This is a genomic window from Gemmatimonadales bacterium (assembly GCA_036500345.1).
Classification (GTDB): Bacteria; Gemmatimonadota; Gemmatimonadetes; order Gemmatimonadales; family GWC2-71-9; genus Palsa-1233.
Window position 1 is genome coordinate 1 of sequence record DASYCE010000007.1, and the last position, 15,342, is coordinate 15,342.

General features: G+C 67.1%; 13 protein-coding genes. All 13 read right to left on the reverse strand.

All coding sequences use genetic code 11. From position 1 onward, the window contains the following. Positions 1–223, reverse strand: a 223-nt coding sequence (locus tag VGM20_02595; protein HEY4099747.1) for a hypothetical protein, incomplete at its 3' end; no start/stop codon positions are given. A gap of 311 nt (positions 224–534) precedes the next feature. After that, positions 535–2,592, reverse strand: a complete 2,058-nt coding sequence (locus VGM20_02600; protein HEY4099748.1) for a pyrroloquinoline quinone-dependent dehydrogenase — start codon at positions 2,590–2,592, stop codon at positions 535–537. Between the two features lie 63 nt (positions 2,593–2,655). Further along, entirely contained in the window at positions 2,656–4,170 is a 1,515-nt protein-coding gene (locus VGM20_02605) for a Type 1 glutamine amidotransferase-like domain-containing protein (protein HEY4099749.1), read from the reverse strand. 68 nt (positions 4,171–4,238) lie between these two features. Continuing rightward, positions 4,239–5,618, reverse strand: coding sequence for a protoporphyrinogen oxidase (gene hemG, locus VGM20_02610; GenBank protein HEY4099750.1), 1,380 nt, complete (start codon positions 5,616–5,618; stop codon positions 4,239–4,241). Position 5,619: 1 nt separating this feature from the next. Beyond that, complete coding sequence (gene hemN, locus VGM20_02615) at positions 5,620–7,044, reverse strand: oxygen-independent coproporphyrinogen III oxidase (GenBank protein HEY4099751.1); 1,425 nt, start codon at positions 7,042–7,044, stop codon at positions 5,620–5,622. Next, a complete protein-coding gene (gene hemE / locus VGM20_02620; protein HEY4099752.1) occupies positions 7,032–8,060 on the reverse strand; it encodes a uroporphyrinogen decarboxylase in 1,029 nt (342 codons plus the stop codon). The genes hemN and hemE overlap by 13 nt, the downstream gene beginning before the upstream one ends. After that, entirely contained in the window at positions 8,057–8,773 is a 717-nt protein-coding gene (locus tag VGM20_02625; protein HEY4099753.1) for a response regulator transcription factor, read from the reverse strand. Before VGM20_02625 ends, hemE begins: the two co-directional genes overlap by 4 nt. After that, complete coding sequence (locus tag VGM20_02630; protein HEY4099754.1) at positions 8,770–9,885, reverse strand: HAMP domain-containing sensor histidine kinase; 1,116 nt, start codon at positions 9,883–9,885, stop codon at positions 8,770–8,772. Before VGM20_02630 ends, VGM20_02625 begins: the two co-directional genes overlap by 4 nt. After that, complete coding sequence (locus VGM20_02635; GenBank protein HEY4099755.1) at positions 9,882–11,303, reverse strand: glutamate-1-semialdehyde 2,1-aminomutase; 1,422 nt, start codon at positions 11,301–11,303, stop codon at positions 9,882–9,884. Before VGM20_02635 ends, VGM20_02630 begins: the two co-directional genes overlap by 4 nt. After that, complete coding sequence (hemB, locus tag VGM20_02640) at positions 11,189–12,187, reverse strand: porphobilinogen synthase (protein ID HEY4099756.1); 999 nt, start codon at positions 12,185–12,187, stop codon at positions 11,189–11,191. The genes VGM20_02635 and hemB overlap by 115 nt, the downstream gene beginning before the upstream one ends. Further along, positions 12,184–12,924, reverse strand: a complete 741-nt coding sequence (locus VGM20_02645) for a uroporphyrinogen-III synthase (protein ID HEY4099757.1) — start codon at positions 12,922–12,924, stop codon at positions 12,184–12,186. Before VGM20_02645 ends, hemB begins: the two co-directional genes overlap by 4 nt. Continuing rightward, positions 12,921–13,904 carry a hydroxymethylbilane synthase gene (gene hemC, locus VGM20_02650; GenBank protein ID HEY4099758.1) on the reverse strand — a complete coding sequence of 328 codons (984 nt, stop codon included), beginning with the start codon at positions 13,902–13,904 and terminating at the stop codon, positions 12,921–12,923. Before hemC ends, VGM20_02645 begins: the two co-directional genes overlap by 4 nt. Continuing rightward, the gene (locus tag VGM20_02655) at positions 13,901–15,238 is read right to left on the reverse strand and encodes a hypothetical protein (protein ID HEY4099759.1); all 1,338 of its coding nucleotides are present in this window, start codon (positions 15,236–15,238) and stop codon (positions 13,901–13,903) included. Before VGM20_02655 ends, hemC begins: the two co-directional genes overlap by 4 nt. Between the last annotated feature and the right edge of the window lie 104 nt (positions 15,239–15,342).

Below are 15,342 nucleotides of genomic sequence, written 5' to 3' on the forward strand. Positions count from 1 at the left end.
CGTCGATCGAATTGACCAGGCCGCGCGCGGCCCGGATATATACGGAGTCATCGGGGAGCGAATCGAGCGCTCGTTGCGTGACGATCTGCAACACTTGGCCGAGGACCGTGGCGCCGTTCGGTTCCTTGCGCGCACGTTTGAACGCCCCGAAGACGAGGGGTGTGGCGATCGCAACCAGCAGCAGCGGCAACCAGCGCCGCCAGGCGGATACCCGAATTGACATGACATCCTCGAGAGAGGTGTATTGCGACTGCAAACTAACGTCGGCGGGCCACCGGCGGTTTCGCGCCCTCGTTCGAGCTCGGACAAACCCGGCGCACTACCGTCCCAATCGCGGCGCCGGCGATCAGGCGTTGATCTGAGTGACAGCCATCACGCCGATCGAATGGGTGCTGATGTCGGAAAACGGCACGAACTGCTGCATCGTCTCTCTCCTTTATCCATCTGGTGAATGGATCAGCAGGGAGACGACGGCGGGGAAATGGGAAGGACAGGGGAACCGATGCGCCCGGCGACCCCCGAAGGCGAGACCGCTCACTTGAGCGCGAACGCCACGTAGCTCCCGCCTGACTCCGCCCCGTTCTTTCCCCCGCCGCACGCAATCACGATGTATTCCTTGCCGTTCACCATGTAGATCGACGGCGTGGCGCTGCCGCTCGCCGGAAGGAGCGTCTCCCAGAGGAGCTTGCCGGTCCGCTTGTCGTAGATGTGGAACTTCCGGTCGTAGGTCGTGGCGCCGATAATGAGGAGTCCGTTTGCCGTGACGATCGCGCCGCCATAGTTGTCGGTGCCGGTGTTGGTGACTCCCTGCGCCGCAAGTTTGGGATACTCGCCGAACGGAATCGACCAGCGAATCGTCCCCTTGTCGAGATCGATCGCATTGAGCGTCCCCCACGGCGGCGTGATCGGCGGGTAGCCATCGGGGTCGAGCCAGAGATTCACGCCGGTGGTGCGGTACTTCACATAGGTCGGCAGCGTCGAGAGGGAATCGGCGAAGTCCTTGCCGGTCAGGAGAAAATTCACCAGCGCGTTGATGGTGCCGTTGCCAAGGGTCGCGCCGAAGGCCGGCATCCGGCCGGTTCCTTGCGAGATGATCGTCCGCAACTGATCGCGATTGAGCCGCTGTCCGATGTCGACGAGCGACGGCGCCGCCGGCGTGCCGCGCAGGTTCTCGCCGTGACAGGTCGCGCAGACGTTGGCGTAGAGCGAGTGATCGCTGCGCGGCACCAGGTGCACGGTCCACGGCATCTCGTTCGCGTTGACGAAGAGCAGATCGGTGCCCGGATCGTACGCCGGACCGCCCCACTCGCCGCCACCATCGGTCCCCGGAAAGAGGATGTTCCCTTCCGGTGAGGCCGGCTGGTAGAAGCCGCTCTTCATCGTCTGAAAATCCTTGAGCGCTGCCGCGTGTGCTTCCGGCGTCCGCGTTGTCAGCATCGACGCCGTGAGTTGCTGACGCGTAAACGCCGGCGGCTTCATCGGATAGGGCTGCACCGGCGACGGATGCTCCCCCTCCATTCCGGCGGTCGGTACCGCGCGCGCGCCGATCGGAAAGAGCGGCGCTCCGGAGACGCGATCGAAGACGTACACATACCCGGTCTTGGTGATCTGCGCCACGGCGTCGACGCGCTTGCCGTCGCGGGTCACCGTGACCAGTGTGGGCGGCGTGGGGAGATCAAAATCCCAGAGATCGTGATGCACCACCTGATAATGCCAGATTCGCTTTCCGGTGTTGGCGTCGAGTGCCAGCACCGTGTTGGCGTAGAGGTCGTCGCCGGTGCGGTTGGCGCCGTACCAATCCATCGCCGCCGAGCCGGTGGCGGCAAAGACGATCCCGCGTTGCTGGTCGACCGAGACGCCGGCCCAGGCGTTGGCTCCCCCCGAATAGGTCCACGCCTCGGGTGGCCACGTTTCGTAACCCGCTTCACCGGGATGAGGAATCGTGTGGAAGGTCCACCGCAGCGCACCGCTGTGGATGTCGTATGCCCGGATGTCGCCCGGCGAACTCGGCAACGCCTCGGCGACAGCGCTGCCGAGAATCAGCATGTCCTTGTACACCACACCCGGCGTGCTGGCGCTCACGCCCTGCTGTTGCGCCGGACGTCCGAGCCCCTCGCGCAGGTCGACGACACCCTCAGTGCCGAACGATGGGATCGGTTTTCCGGTCAGCCGATCGAGGGCGTACAGCCGGTTGCGGTAGGTGAAGAGGACGCGATCGCCGGTCACCACGACGCCGCGATGCCGGACGTGGGCGCGCTGGCCGTTCCCGGGATCGAAGGTCCAGAGCTCCTTCCCGGTCGCCGCGTCGAGTGCGAAGATCCGCTCGATCGGCGATTCGGAGTAGAGGACCCCGTCGACCACGATCGGATTCGCCTCCATCTCCGATCCCTTGAAGGCATCCTTGGTGTCGTAGGTCCACGCCACCTGCAGCTGCGACAGATTGGCCGGCGTGATCTGGTCGAGTGTCGTGTAGTGCGAATTGTCGTTGTTGCCGCCGTAGACCGGCCAATCGGCGTTGCGCCCCTGGGCCGCGGCGACGAACGGAACGAAGAGAGCCGCGATAGCGGCGCCAGACCAGCGAATCGGCGTCATCGAGAGACTCGTTGTGTTGGGATCCGGATCAATACTAACCGGCGAGCCCAGCGCCGGTGGCTGCTAGTTCGACAACAACCGTTCGATGATGCGGCCGGCGATCGCTTTCGCGTCGACCGCATCGTCGTTGGTGAGAACGATCACGCTCACCTGCCGATCGGGGACCCGGACGAACGCCGCGCGCTTTCCCGACGCCGTGCCGTACGCGCCGTAGCATGTCGTCTCGCCGCATTTCGAGGCCACCCACCCCGCGGTGTAGTCGAGCGGGTGCGTCGAGTCGCGAGAGAAGGTGGTCGGATGCTCGAGCCCGAGTGACAAGCGATAGAGTTCGTCGACATCGGAGCGGATGCTGTCGCCGGCACCGGCGGCCGTGCGGTGCATCCCGATCGGCGTCGAAATTCTGCGGGTCACGCAATTCTCCAGCGGCGACACCGGCCGCCCGCCGCGGCCTCCCCGCGCCTGACCGGTCGAATCCGCCGCCGCGCTGCCGGCGCCGTTCCCTCGCCCCGCGGGAACCGAGGGAAATTGTGCGCAAAGTGCGCTGAACGCAGTGCCGATTTCGCCGATCGGAAAGAGCGGTTCGGTGGTGGTGGGGAGGTACTTCGGCTGATCGGGCACGCCGTACGACTTGTTGACCAGTACCTCGCCACCGCGCGCCACCAGCACCGTGGCTCCGCCCAGTTTGCCATCGACGTATTTGGCGAAGAGCCCATCAACGAACGATTCCTTCAGCGGCGATCCGTCGATCGCCCGGCGGATTACGGTGCGCGAGCCAAGATTGTAGCGATCGCCCGGATGCAGGGTAAGGAAGGGCTTCCCTGCGTCAGTCGCGATACCACCGTATACGAACGCCTTGTTTCGTCCGATGATCTGCGCCGTGTCGCCGCGCACGACCCACGCCGTTCCCTCATCCTCCGACATGCCGACGAGCTCGGGATGCCTGGGCATGATCGAGTCGGCGAGATCGGCGAGACGCGAGCGGGCGACAACGTGCTGGTCGATCGCCACACCGCGGAGGAAGGCAAATCCCTTCTCGTAGCGCGGATCGTCCATGATCATGTTGTCGTTCGACGGTGCACCGCGCACCAGGAAGTCGCCGAGAATCGTGGCACCGGCGGACGAACCGCCGGCAACTCCGCCGCGTGCGAGGAGGTCATGGAAGGCCTGTTCGGTCTTCGTTCCGGCGTAGGCATCGACCAGATGAAACTGCCGTCCGCCGTCGAACCAGACGCCTCCCGCCTTCGCCAGAATCGCGGGGAACGAGTCGGAGTCGGCGATCTTGCGATCGGTGGTGTGAAGCACGACGACGTTGTGCGCGCCCGCGGTGCGCCACGCGCGCGCTCCGGAATAGTCCTGCGCATATGTGGCACCGCCATCGGCGGTGGGAACGTCGACGATCAGGGCATCAGGGCCGCCAGCGGCCGCGATGAACGCCTGGTAGACCTCGGGGCCCATGGCGCCGCCACCGACCACGATCACCGTGCCATGCGCCGGCCCGACTTTCGGTGGTCGCTGGGCGAGTCCCGTTGCGGGGAGGAGCAGCGGAACGAGCGCGAGACTCGACAGCGACCGTGACATGATGGTCCTCCTCCTGCGGTTGGCCTTCGGGCGTGGGCGAGAAAGATACGGTCCGCCGCGCTCGCGGTTCACTGGAACGGTACGGCGGTCCCGGTTTGCCTCACCAGCCACGCGGCGGCCCGTTCACCAGCCGCGATCCCCGCCGCGGCCGCTGCAGGGAACGACACCCCATTGAGCGCCGTCCCGGCCAGGGCGCATCCCGGAATGGAAGCCATCGCTCCCTCGATCCGATCGACCCGCTCGCCGTGACCGACTGCATACTGCGGAATCGCGTCCGACCATTGTACCAGCTCCTCGAAGACTGGTTCTTCGACGATGCCGTACAATCTGCTGATCTCGCTTCGGGCAAGCGCCGCAAGCTCGCCCCGCCCCAGCAGTGCCGCTTCCGGATCGACACTACCTCCATAGAGCGCGCGAATCAGGACGTGACCGGCCGGCGCCCGATCCGGGAAGATCTGACTCTCCCAGAGGTTGCCCAGCATCCGGAATCCAGCGTCACGTGCCATGAGAACCCCGAAGCCGGCCGGCACCCTTGATGCGGCCCGCGGGTCGTAGCCCAGCGCCACGACGCTCACCGGCGGTGTCGCGATCGCGGCGAGGTTGTCGGCGACGATTGTATTGATCGATCGAAACAAATCAGACGCCGGGCGTGGACCGGCGGCGATCGCCAATGCATCAGCGTCAACCGCATTGCCACCGTCCAGGTCGATCCGCCACCTGACGCCTGCCGATGTCACCCTGGTAACCCGCGCGCCGCACCGGACCGTGAACGCACCGCGCGCCGCCAGCGCCTGTGCCAGCGCGCCGATCCCGCCGGCGAACGACGTCAGCGCTCCGCGCGGCGTCCCCTGTCGCGCGAAGAATCCGCGAATCACGCTCCTGTGACTGCGCTCGAGCTCGGCAAGCGACGGAAACGCTGCAGCAACCGACAGGGCGCGGGTGTCGCCGGCAAAGACACCGAGCGTCATCGGTCGGGCCAGCCGCTCCGCGGCCTCCCGCCCAAATCGTCGCGCCACAAACTGTTCGATTGATTCGTCGTCCGGATTCTCGCGCCGGGGGACTCCGACTTCCGCGAGCAGCCGTGCCGCGCCAGCGGGACTGAGCAATCCTGACCGTACCAGCCCGATTGGACTCGGTGTGACCCGCCGCATCCGTCCGTGCCAGTAGATGTAGCGCCGTGCTGCGACGGCAGAGGCCGCGAGCAACGTGTCGCGCAGCCCCACCGCGTCGATCAGCCGCTCGATCGCCGGCGATCCGCTCAGGAATCCGTTCGGACCACTTTCGACCAGCCAGCCGTCGCGCCCGATCGACTGCGCCACGCCACCTGGTGCGCTGCCCTGCTCCAGCACGATGATCTCGAGACCGTCGGACGGTTGCGGTGCCGCGCGTGCCGCCCACGCGGCCGCGAGTCCCGAGATGCCGCCGCCGATGATCGCGAGCCGCTTCACGCTAGACGGTACGGGAAAAGAGCGGCGCACTCTCGGCGGCGTGCGCGGTGCGCTGATACCGGTCGAAGCACATCGCGAGATTCCGGACGAAGAGTTCGCCGATCGGCGTTGCCTCGATCATCGCAGGGGTGATTCGCACCATTCCCTCGCGTTCGTGCTCGGCCAGGAGCGCAAGATCCTCCGCGAAGTAGCGCGCGAAGTCGATTCCGTGCCGCCGCTCGACTTCGGCGCAGTCGATCCTGAAGTTGCACATCAGTTCATGGATCACGTCGCGGCGAATCTCGTCGTCGTCGCTCCGGCCCACGCCGCGCGCAATCGGCAACTCGCCGGCTGTCACGCGATCACCGTAGACCGACAGCTTCTTTTCGTTCTGGACGTACGCCCCACGCACATCGCCGATCGCGGAAATCCCGAATCCGATCACATCGTCGCCGGGGATCACCGCGTAGCCCTGGAAGTTGCGACGGAGCTTTCCCTCACGCCTGGCGCGGGCGAGGTCGTCGTCGGGGCGCGCGAAGTGGTCCATCCCGATCGCCTCGTACCCCGCGGCGAGGAACTTTTCCCGGGCAATCGCGAAGAGCGACAATTTCACGTCGGGCGCAGGGAGCTGATCCGTTTCGATCTTCTTCTGGTGACCACGTACCCACGGCACGAATGCGAACGAATACACCGCCGCCCGGTCGACGCCGAGATCGATGATGGCGTCGACGGTGCGCTCGAAACTCTCCGGCGTCTGCAGCGGCAGTCCATAGATCAGGTCGACGTTGATCCCGCGGAAACCGCGGCGTCGCGCGTGGTCGATGATCGCCGCCGTCTGCTCCAGCGACTGAATGCGATTGATCGCCTCCTGCACCACCGGCGTGAGGTCCTGGACGCCGAGCGACACGCGATTGAAGCCGAGATCGGCGAGCGCGTCGATGTGGGCCGCCGTCGTGACGCGAGGATCGACCTCGAGCGCCAGCTCCGCCCCGGGGAGCGGATGGAATTGCGTGAGGAGATGCCGCAGGAACCCGGACATCTCATCGGGTGAGTAGTACGTCGGCGTGCCACCGCCGAGGTGGAGCTGTGCGAAGGAGCGACGGTCCGGCAGATGGGCCGCGACGAGGTCGATTTCGCGCTTCAGCAATTGGAGATACGGCTTGGTGGCTTCTCGCTGCTTCGTCACGATGACGTGGCAGCCACAGAAGAGGCAGCGTTCCTCGCAGAACGGCAGGTGCACGTAGAGCGAGAGCGGTGCGTCGCCGAGCGCGTTGGCGCGCGCCAGGCGATCGGCGTACTCGGCCGCGGTGATGCCGTCGTGGAATTCGACGGCAGTCGGGTAGCTCGTGTACCTCGGGCCGGGACGATCATACCGCGCGAGAAGATCGGCGGTGACGCTCCGTTCGACTGGCCGTACGCCTTCAGCGGCGCGGTTCAAGTCACCCATTGCTGCCCCTCTCCGTGCACCACGTCGACCAATGCGTGCACGCTTTCGATCGGCGTTTCCGGCAGGATGCCGTGGCCGAGGTTGACGATGTGGCCGTGAGCCGGGACGCGCGCGAGGAGCGACGAGGCGGCGTCACGCGTCGCGTCCGCGCCGGCGAGGAGAATGGCCGGATCGAGATTCCCCTGCATCACGAAGCGCGGCCCCAGGTCCGACCGGAGCGCGGCAAGATCTTCCCGCCAGTCCACCGCGATCGCCTCGGCGGGGAGGGCCGCGCACTCGCGCACCAGGTGTGACGCGTCCTGCACGAAGAGAATGCGCGGGATGCCGAGCGGAGCGGTCTCGCGCAGGATCCGTTCGAGATGCGGCTTGACGGCACACCGCCAGTCTGCGAGCGAGAGGACACCGGCCCAGGTATCGAAGATCTGTATCGCATCGGCACCGGCCGCGACTTGCGCGGTGATGTACTCGACCACGAGCGTCGAAAGGCGATCGAGGAGCGCCCGCACCAGTCCGGGATCGCGAGCCAGCATCGCGCGCAGCGCCGGAAATCCCGGAGCGCTCTTCCCCTGCACCAGGTACGCCGCAAGCGACCACGGCGATCCTGCAAATCCGAGCAACGCAGTGTCGTCGGCGAGCGCCGAGCGCACGGTCTTGAGCGCGGCGGCGACCTCGGGAGCGATTTCGCCGCCGGACGGGATCCGAATCGCATCGACGTCGCACGCCGTGCGAATTGGTCGATCGATCACGGGGCCCGGCGCAAAGCGGACATCGAGGCCTGTGGCCGGGATCGGGCTCATGAGGTCGGCGAAGATGATCGCCGCATCGAGGGGAAAGCGCGCCAGCGGCTGCAGCGTCACCGCAGCCGCAAGTTCCGCGTTGCGCGACAGTTCCTCGAACGAATGCCGTTCCCGCAGCGCGCGATATTCGGGGAGATAGCGCCCCGCCTGCCGCATGATCCAGAGCGGACGACGCGGCGTCGCCTTCCCGTGCAGTGTCTCGAGGAGGAGCTTGCTCACCCTTCGGCCTCCGCCTCGCTGGTGAAGCGGTACCCGATTCCCCGGATCGTGTGGAAGTACACTGGATGCTCGGGGTCGGGCTCGAACCGCTTGCGGAGCCGGAGGACGAAGTTGTCGATCGTCCGCGACGATGGGAGGACATCGTCGCCCCAGACCTTCTCCAGGATCTCGTCGCGCCACACAACCTCGCCCTGCCGCGCGGCGAGGAGCTTCAGGATCATCGCTTCCTTCTGCGTCAGGATCTGGTCGGCGCCATCCCACGAACGCCCGCGGAACGATCGGAAATCGAATTCGTTGTCGCCAAAGCGCACGACCGGTTCGAGTGCAGTCATCGCGTCATAACGCGTGCGGCGGCGAATGATGGCGGCGACTCGCAGGAGCAGTTCGCGGAGCTGAAACGGCTTCGGCAGATAATCGTCGCCGCCTGCTTCGAGCCCGCGAATCCGGTCGGGCCCGCTCCCCTTCGCAGTGAGGAACAGAATCGGGGTATCGCGCCCCTCGCGGCGCGCCGTCTGGCAGACGGTGTAGCCGTCCATTCTCGGCAACATCACGTCGAGAATCACCAGCCCGAACTCTTCCTTCCGGATCCGATTGAGCGCAGTCTCGCCGTCGATTGCCACGTCGACGAGATATCCCTCCGCTTCGAGATTTTCGCGGATGCCGCGCGCGAGGTTCACCTCGTCCTCGACCAGAAGAATTCGCGCCGCGGTCATGCGAACGCCTTCGCTGCGGCGGCCGACGCTGTCGATCCCACCGCCAGTGGCCAGATCACGGTAAAAATCGCGCCATGGCCGGTCCCGGCACTGCTCGCCGTCACGGCACCATGATCGAGATCGACGCACCGCCGCACCAGATAGAGACCAAGGCCGGTACCACCCATCCGCGCCGGCTCGCTCCCTTCGACTCGATAGAACTTCGTGAAGAGCCGCGGCGCCGCGGCGGATGGAAATCCGATCCCGTTGTCACGCACCTGAAGCTCGACCTGTCCCTTCGACACGGTGCCGTGGATCTCGACATCTCCGCCCGGCGTTGCCGCGCGAATCGCGTTGTGGAGCAAATTCCGGAGCACGGTCTGCACCCGGTCCTCGTCCGCAAGCGCCACGAGCGCTACCGGTACGTTTGTGGTAACAGTCACCGCGGCGTCATTCGCGACCTCGCTCAGCTCATCCACCACGGAGCTCACCGCCGCCGCCAGCGCGACCGGTCCGCGATGCTCGACGGCATCCCCGGCGTCGAGACGCGTCACCTCGAGGACGTTGGCGTCCATCCGTTCGAGTCGATTCAGGTCCGCCAGCATCCGGCGAATGAGCTCGGCGCGCCGCTCCGGTGGCGGATCGCGGAGCGCCAGCGTTTCGGCCGAAAGCTTGAGCGACGCGAGCGGACTCTTCAGTTCGTGGGACACTGCGTCGAGGAAATGTTCCTGCCGCGCTCGCAGCCTTGCCTCGTTGCGCAAGGCGCGATAGACCACCGCCATCGCGGCGAGGAGGACCGCCAGGAAGAATCCTCCTTCCCAGGCATACCGGTTCAGTCGGTGAAAGCGCTGCGCGTCGAGCGCGGCCAGCGTTTCCGGCCTGATCGAAACCATGGAGTCGGGGCCAAGGGTCAGGTCGGGATAGGTGGCAGCGATCGTTCCCCAGTTTGCGCCGGCGCGGAGCATCAGCTGAGCCGCCTCGGCGTCGGCGTGGTGTGCTTCGCGCAGGTCGGTTTGCACCACGGCGGTGTACGACACTTCGTCGGCAAGCCAGTACGCCAACTGCGCAGTGCAGATGCCGAGGAGGACGAGGAATCCGACCTGCAACGAGCGCGTCAGCCGCCAGCCGTTCACGAGGCGAGCGCCTCGGTGGGGACCGCGCGCGCAGCGACGATGAGTGCGTCGCGAAGCCGTTCGAGGTGCCGCCGTTCGTGGGCCAGCGAAAGGAAGCCGACTTCGAACGCCGACGGGGCCATCGCGATCCCCTGATCGAGCAGCGAATGAAAGAGCGCGCGATAGCGCGTCGCGGCGGCCGGATCGATTGCGGCCGCGCTCCGTGGCGGATCGCCCGCCTGCAGCGAGAGCCAGAACAGCGAACCAAGGTGCACCAGCGTCGCCGGCGATTCCCAATCGGAGATCACCGGCTCCAGTAGCGAGGCGAGCGTCGCACCGAGTTGTTCGAGCCGCGGCCACGCGTCGCCGTGTTCGAGCACTTTGAGCGTGGCAAGACCGGCGCTCATTGCCAGTGCGTTGCCGGAGAGAGTGCCAGCCTGATAGACCGCACCATCGGGAGCGAGGTGCTGCATCAGCCGTCGCGGGCCGGCAAAAGCGCCCACCGGCAGCCCGCCGCCGATGATCTTTCCGAACGTGACGAGATCGGGGACGATCCCGTAATACTCCGCAGCCCCGCCCCGGGCCACGCGGAATCCCGAGATCACTTCATCGAAGATCAGCACGATCCCGGCGCGCCCGGTTTCGCGCCGAAGGGTCGCGAGAAATTCGGGGCGCTGCAGCAGCAGGCCGTTGTTCGCAGGGACCGGCTCGATGATCACCGCGGCGATCTTGTCGCCGTCGCGACGGAGCACTTCGGTGAGTTGCGTTTCGTCGTCGAGCGGGAGGACGATCGTCTCCGCCGCAAAGGCCGCCGGCACCCCCGCCGACGACGGACGGCCAAAGGTCACCAGCCCGGAGCCCGCAGCAACGAGTAGATGATCGGCATGCCCGTGATAGCAGCCGGCGAATTTCACGATCTTGTCCCGATGCGTCGCCCCGCGCGCGAGACGAATTGCGCTCATCACCGCTTCAGTGCCGGACGAGACAAAGCGTACCTGCTCAATCCCGGGATACGCGGCGACGATCCGCTCGGCGAGTTCGATTTCGCGTTCACCGGGGGCGCCGAAGGTCGTGCCGCGGGACGCGGCGTCGGTGATCGCCGCGACGACGTCCGGATGTGCGTGGCCCAGGATGAGTGGTCCCCACGATCCGACGAAATCGACGTACCGATTGCCGTCGACGTCGACAACCTCGGCGCCCGCCCCGCTCCGGATCACCGGCGGCGTCCCGCCTACGGCACGGAACGCCCGCACCGGCGAGCTCACGCCGCCGGGCATCACGTGCTCGGCACGCGCCATCCACTCCTCGGATTCCCGGCCGGCGCTCACAACCAGTCGCCACGCAGGGCGTCGCGTGCGTGATACGTGATCACCATGTCGGCGCCGGCGCGGACCATCGCCTGCAGGTTCTCGCGAACGACCGCCGGCTCGTCGAGCCATCCCTGCATCGCCGCGGCCTTCACCGCGGAGTATTCGCCCGACACGTTGTAGGCGGCGAGCGGAAGGGTCGTGGCGTCGCGCACCTGACGCACCACATCCAGATAGGCGAGCGCCGGCTTCACCATCACCATGTCGGCACCTTCTGCTTCGTCGAGCTGCACTTCACGAATCGCCTCGTCGCGACGGCGCGGATCCATCTGATAGGCGCGACGATCGCCGTGCTGCGGCGCCGAATCGGCGGCGTCGCGGAACGGCCCGTAGTACGCTGACGCATACTTGACCGCGTAGGAGAGAATTCCTGTATCGATGTGACCCGCGATGTCGAGGGCATCGCGAATGGCACCGACTCGTCCGTCCATCATATCCGAGGGCGCGACGATGTCTGCACCAGCAGCGGCATGCGCGACCGCCATCTCGCTGATCGACTGCAACGATCGATCGTTGTCGACTTCTCCGTTGGCGAGCACACCGCAATGACCGTGATCGGTATAGGCACAGAGACAGACGTCGGTGATGATCACGAGATCGGATCCCAGCGCACCGCGCAGCGCGCGAATGGCCCGGGGCACCGCACCGTCGGGATTACAGCTGCATGAACCGGTGGCATCCTTGCTCCCTTCGGGCGGCGAGCCGAAGAGGAGCACGGTGGCGATGCCGAGCGCGCGATCGCCGGCAACGGCGCGGACGAGGTCGTCCGTGCCGAGGCGCGACAGCCCGGGCATCGAAGGAATCGGTTCGTCGCCGCGCTCGACCGGCAGCACGAAGTGCGGCATGGTCAACTGCTGTGGCCGTACCCAGGTGTCGGCGACGAGGTCACGAAGCGCCGCTGTCCGCCGCAGGCGCCGCGGCCGAATCCGCCCCACGCCGCCGGAATCGATGCTCATCCGATTGCCTCCAGAATCCCCTCGAATGTCGGCTCGTTCGCTTCACGCGCAACGGTGAGTCCTGCCGCCACCGCCGCTTGCGACGTCGTCGGACCGATCGTAACGATGCGCGCACTGGTCGGCACGTTCGCGACCCGCAGCAGGCCGGTCACCGCTGACGGCGACGCGAGGACGATGACGTCGATCCGATCGGCCGCCAGATCGCGGCGCGGGGCCGTCGGCGCCGCCGGAATGGTGCGATAGACCACGACATCACGCGCCTCCCAACCGGCCGAGCGAAGGATCGCCGGTGCAGCGTCGGTCGCGATGGCGCTGGTCGCGATCACGCCACGCGGCCCACGAGCCCCCGCGCGGTGGAGCGCGACGAGTTCCTGCGCCAGACCTGCCGCGGACTGCTGCATCGCCACGAGGTCAACGCGACCGAGACGCGCCGCCGCCACACGCCCAGTGGCTGGGCCGACGACCCCAACGCGCACTGTGCTCGGAAGCCGCTCCGATCCCAGCAGCTGCGCCGTCGCTTCCGCGCCGCGCGGGGATGTCAGCAGCAACCAGTCGGTGTGCTGCACAGCGTCGACGAGCGTTGCGCGAGTTGAGTCGTCAGCGATCGACTCGAAGGAGAGGCACGGGAGAATCACGGTCTCAGCGCCCGCTTCGGCGAAGCGCGACGCCCAGCGCGCCGAGTCGTCAACCGCACGCGTCACCAGGATGCGATGACCCTGCAGCGAATGGCGCATCATGACAGGCCCGACGCCGATGCCGCGACTGGAGCCGGGCCCGATGGTGATTCGACGGCGTCGATGCCTGCCGTGGCTCGCAGCTCGGCCCACGCCGCACGAGCAAGTGCGTCGGGATTGGTGCCGGTCTTCGCTCCGCGCGCAATGGTCCCGTCCTCCAGGCCGAGGGCGACGGTGAGGCGGAGCTGTCCGTCGACGCCGCTGCACCATGCCCCGAACGGGAGGGTGCATCCGCCCTCGGCGAGGCGGAGTGCTTCGCGCTCCGCACGAAGCGCACGCGCAGTCGTGACATCGTTGATCCCGCCGGCCGCCGCGATCACGGCGCTCCGATCGGCGCGCACCTGCAGCGCGATCGCACCCTGCGATGGCGCCGGAACGAATCGGGTCGGATCGAGCCGCACCACCGTGATCGTGGGCGGCAACTCCAAGCGGTCGCCGTCGGTGAGCCGCTCCAGTCGAGCGATGCCCGCTGCCGCGAGGACGATGGCATCGTATTTCCCGTCGCAGAGCGACGCGACGCGCGTCGGCACATTGCCGCGCAACGGCAGTGTCACCAGGTCGGGACGTGCGGCGCGCAGCCACGCCGTCCGCCGTGCCGCGGAAGTTCCCACCCGCACACCGTTGCGCAGCGGAAAGTGCGCCGCGCTGTCGTCGGTCGCGTCGCGGCAAATGAGCAGGAGATCCGCAGGATCGAGGCGTTCCGGTACCGATGCAATGACCAGGCTCTGCGGGCTCGTCGACGGGATGTCCTTGTACGAATGCACTGCGATGTCGATGTCGCCGGCGATCAGTGCCGCTTCGATCTCCCGCACGAAGATGCCGAATGCACCGACGTCGGCGAACGGTTCGGTCGCCGCGCGATCACCCAGCGTGCTGATCACGGCAACGTCAACGCGATGCCCGGCCGCGGTGAGGCGGCGCGCGACGTCATTCGCCTGCGCGCGCGCAAGTGCCGATCCGCGCGTCCCGATCGTGAGCTTCATCCCTCGTCCAATCCCGCAAACGATTCGGCATTCGAGGCGTCGGTCGCCGAACGCAATGCCAGCGCGAGCTCAGGGTCGGCAGTCGCAAAGAACGCTTCGACGGCGCCCGGGCCGACTTCGAACGCGAGATCGCGAAGCCCCACCGAGGGCACGTGCGCAAACCGGCGGGCGAGTGTCTCCGCCCAGCGCCGGATGGCGTCACGCTCCGGCTCGCCCAGGCCTGCGAGCTCGCGTTCAAAGAGGCGATCGATCCCTTCGAGCGCCGTGTGCCGGTACCGCAATCGCAGCTGCGCGATCAGCGGCCCAACCAGTCGCTCGGCGAGCTGGCGGCGCAGTTCGATCAGCGCTTCGTCGACGATCGCGCGAGCGTCGGCCACTTCGACGAGGAGCCGTTCGCGATGCGCCGCCGCATCCGCGTTGATCTCGCGCATCCCGATTCTCGGCACGTCGGCCGCCTCGGCATCTTCGGGGGTGATGTTCGGCGGAACTGCGAAGTCGACGACCAGCGGCGACTCCCCGGAGGGCGACCGCGCGGCGATCCGTTCGAGATCACCGCGATTGAAGAGCGGCAGTCGGGATCCGGTGCAGACGATCAATGCTTCGACTGCCGGCGGCTGCGCGCGGAACTCATCGAGCGACATCACCGGCGCATCGCACGAGACGCCAAGCGCCTGCGCCCGTTCAATCGTCCGATTGACCACGACCACGGGCACGCCGTCGGCGTGGAGACCGTGCGCGCAGCGCTCGGTCATCGCCGAAATGCCGATCACCGCGACACCGCCAGGAGTACGCGTGATGCGGTCGATCACGTGCCGCAATCCGACGTCGGCGAGCGAGACTCGACCGGTCCGCTGGTCGGTCACCGGGCGCACCCGCCTCGCAACCTTGAGCGCCGCCTCGAAGACGCGATCGAGCCGCGGCGAGAACAACCCCAGAGCGCGCGATTCATCGACCGCCTCGCGCACCTGACCGGCGATTTCGAGTTCGCCGACCTGCGCGGAATCGAGCCCGGCCGAGAGGAGGAAGATGTGCTCGGCGGCACCCTCCCCCTGCCAGCCGCGGAGCGCGTGTTCCGGCTCGCCCGCGCGGGCCTCGCGCCCGGCGAGGGCAGCAAAGACGCGCCGCCGCACCGCCCCGATCGGGAGCGTCCCGTCGGTGGCGAAGATGATCTCGACTCGATTGCAGGTGGCGAGGTAGACGAGCTCCGTGACACCGATCGTCGCGGCGAGCTCCGGCAGGCGGCTCTGGCGTGTCTCTCTGGGGATAGTGAACTCGGCGAGCAGGTCGGGAAGACCTTGCCGCCAGGAGATTCCCACCACGCCGATCCGATCCATGGCCCCCATCTTACCACGACCGCTGTTTACTGTGTCATGGTTGTGTCATTGCAAATGCCGCGGCGGTATCCTGCAGCCACGGTGCCCGGTCGGGAGGCCCGAAG

Excerpts from the sequence above, each read along its gene's own strand:
- VGM20_02600 (HEY4099748.1), bottom strand. The coding sequence starts at position 2,592 with ATGACGCCGATTCGCTGGTCTGGCGCCGCTATCGCGGCTCTCTTCGTT.
- VGM20_02605 (HEY4099749.1), bottom strand. The coding sequence starts at position 4,170 with ATGTCACGGTCGCTGTCGAGTCTCGCGCTCGTTCCGCTGCTCCTCCCC.
- hemN (HEY4099751.1), bottom strand. The coding sequence starts at position 7,044 with ATGGGTGACTTGAACCGCGCCGCTGAAGGCGTACGGCCAGTCGAACGG.
- VGM20_02625 (HEY4099753.1), bottom strand. The coding sequence starts at position 8,773 with ATGACCGCGGCGCGAATTCTTCTGGTCGAGGACGAGGTGAACCTCGCG.
- VGM20_02635 (HEY4099755.1), bottom strand. The coding sequence starts at position 11,303 with ATGGCTCGACGAGCCGGCGGTCGTTCGCGAGAACCTGCAGGCGATGGT.
- hemB (HEY4099756.1), bottom strand. The coding sequence starts at position 12,187 with ATGAGCATCGATTCCGGCGGCGTGGGGCGGATTCGGCCGCGGCGCCTG.
- VGM20_02645 (HEY4099757.1), bottom strand. The coding sequence starts at position 12,924 with ATGATGCGCCATTCGCTGCAGGGTCATCGCATCCTGGTGACGCGTGCG.
- hemC (HEY4099758.1), bottom strand. The coding sequence starts at position 13,904 with ATGAAGCTCACGATCGGGACGCGCGGATCGGCACTTGCGCGCGCGCAG.
- VGM20_02655 (HEY4099759.1), bottom strand. The coding sequence starts at position 15,238 with ATGGATCGGATCGGCGTGGTGGGAATCTCCTGGCGGCAAGGTCTTCCC.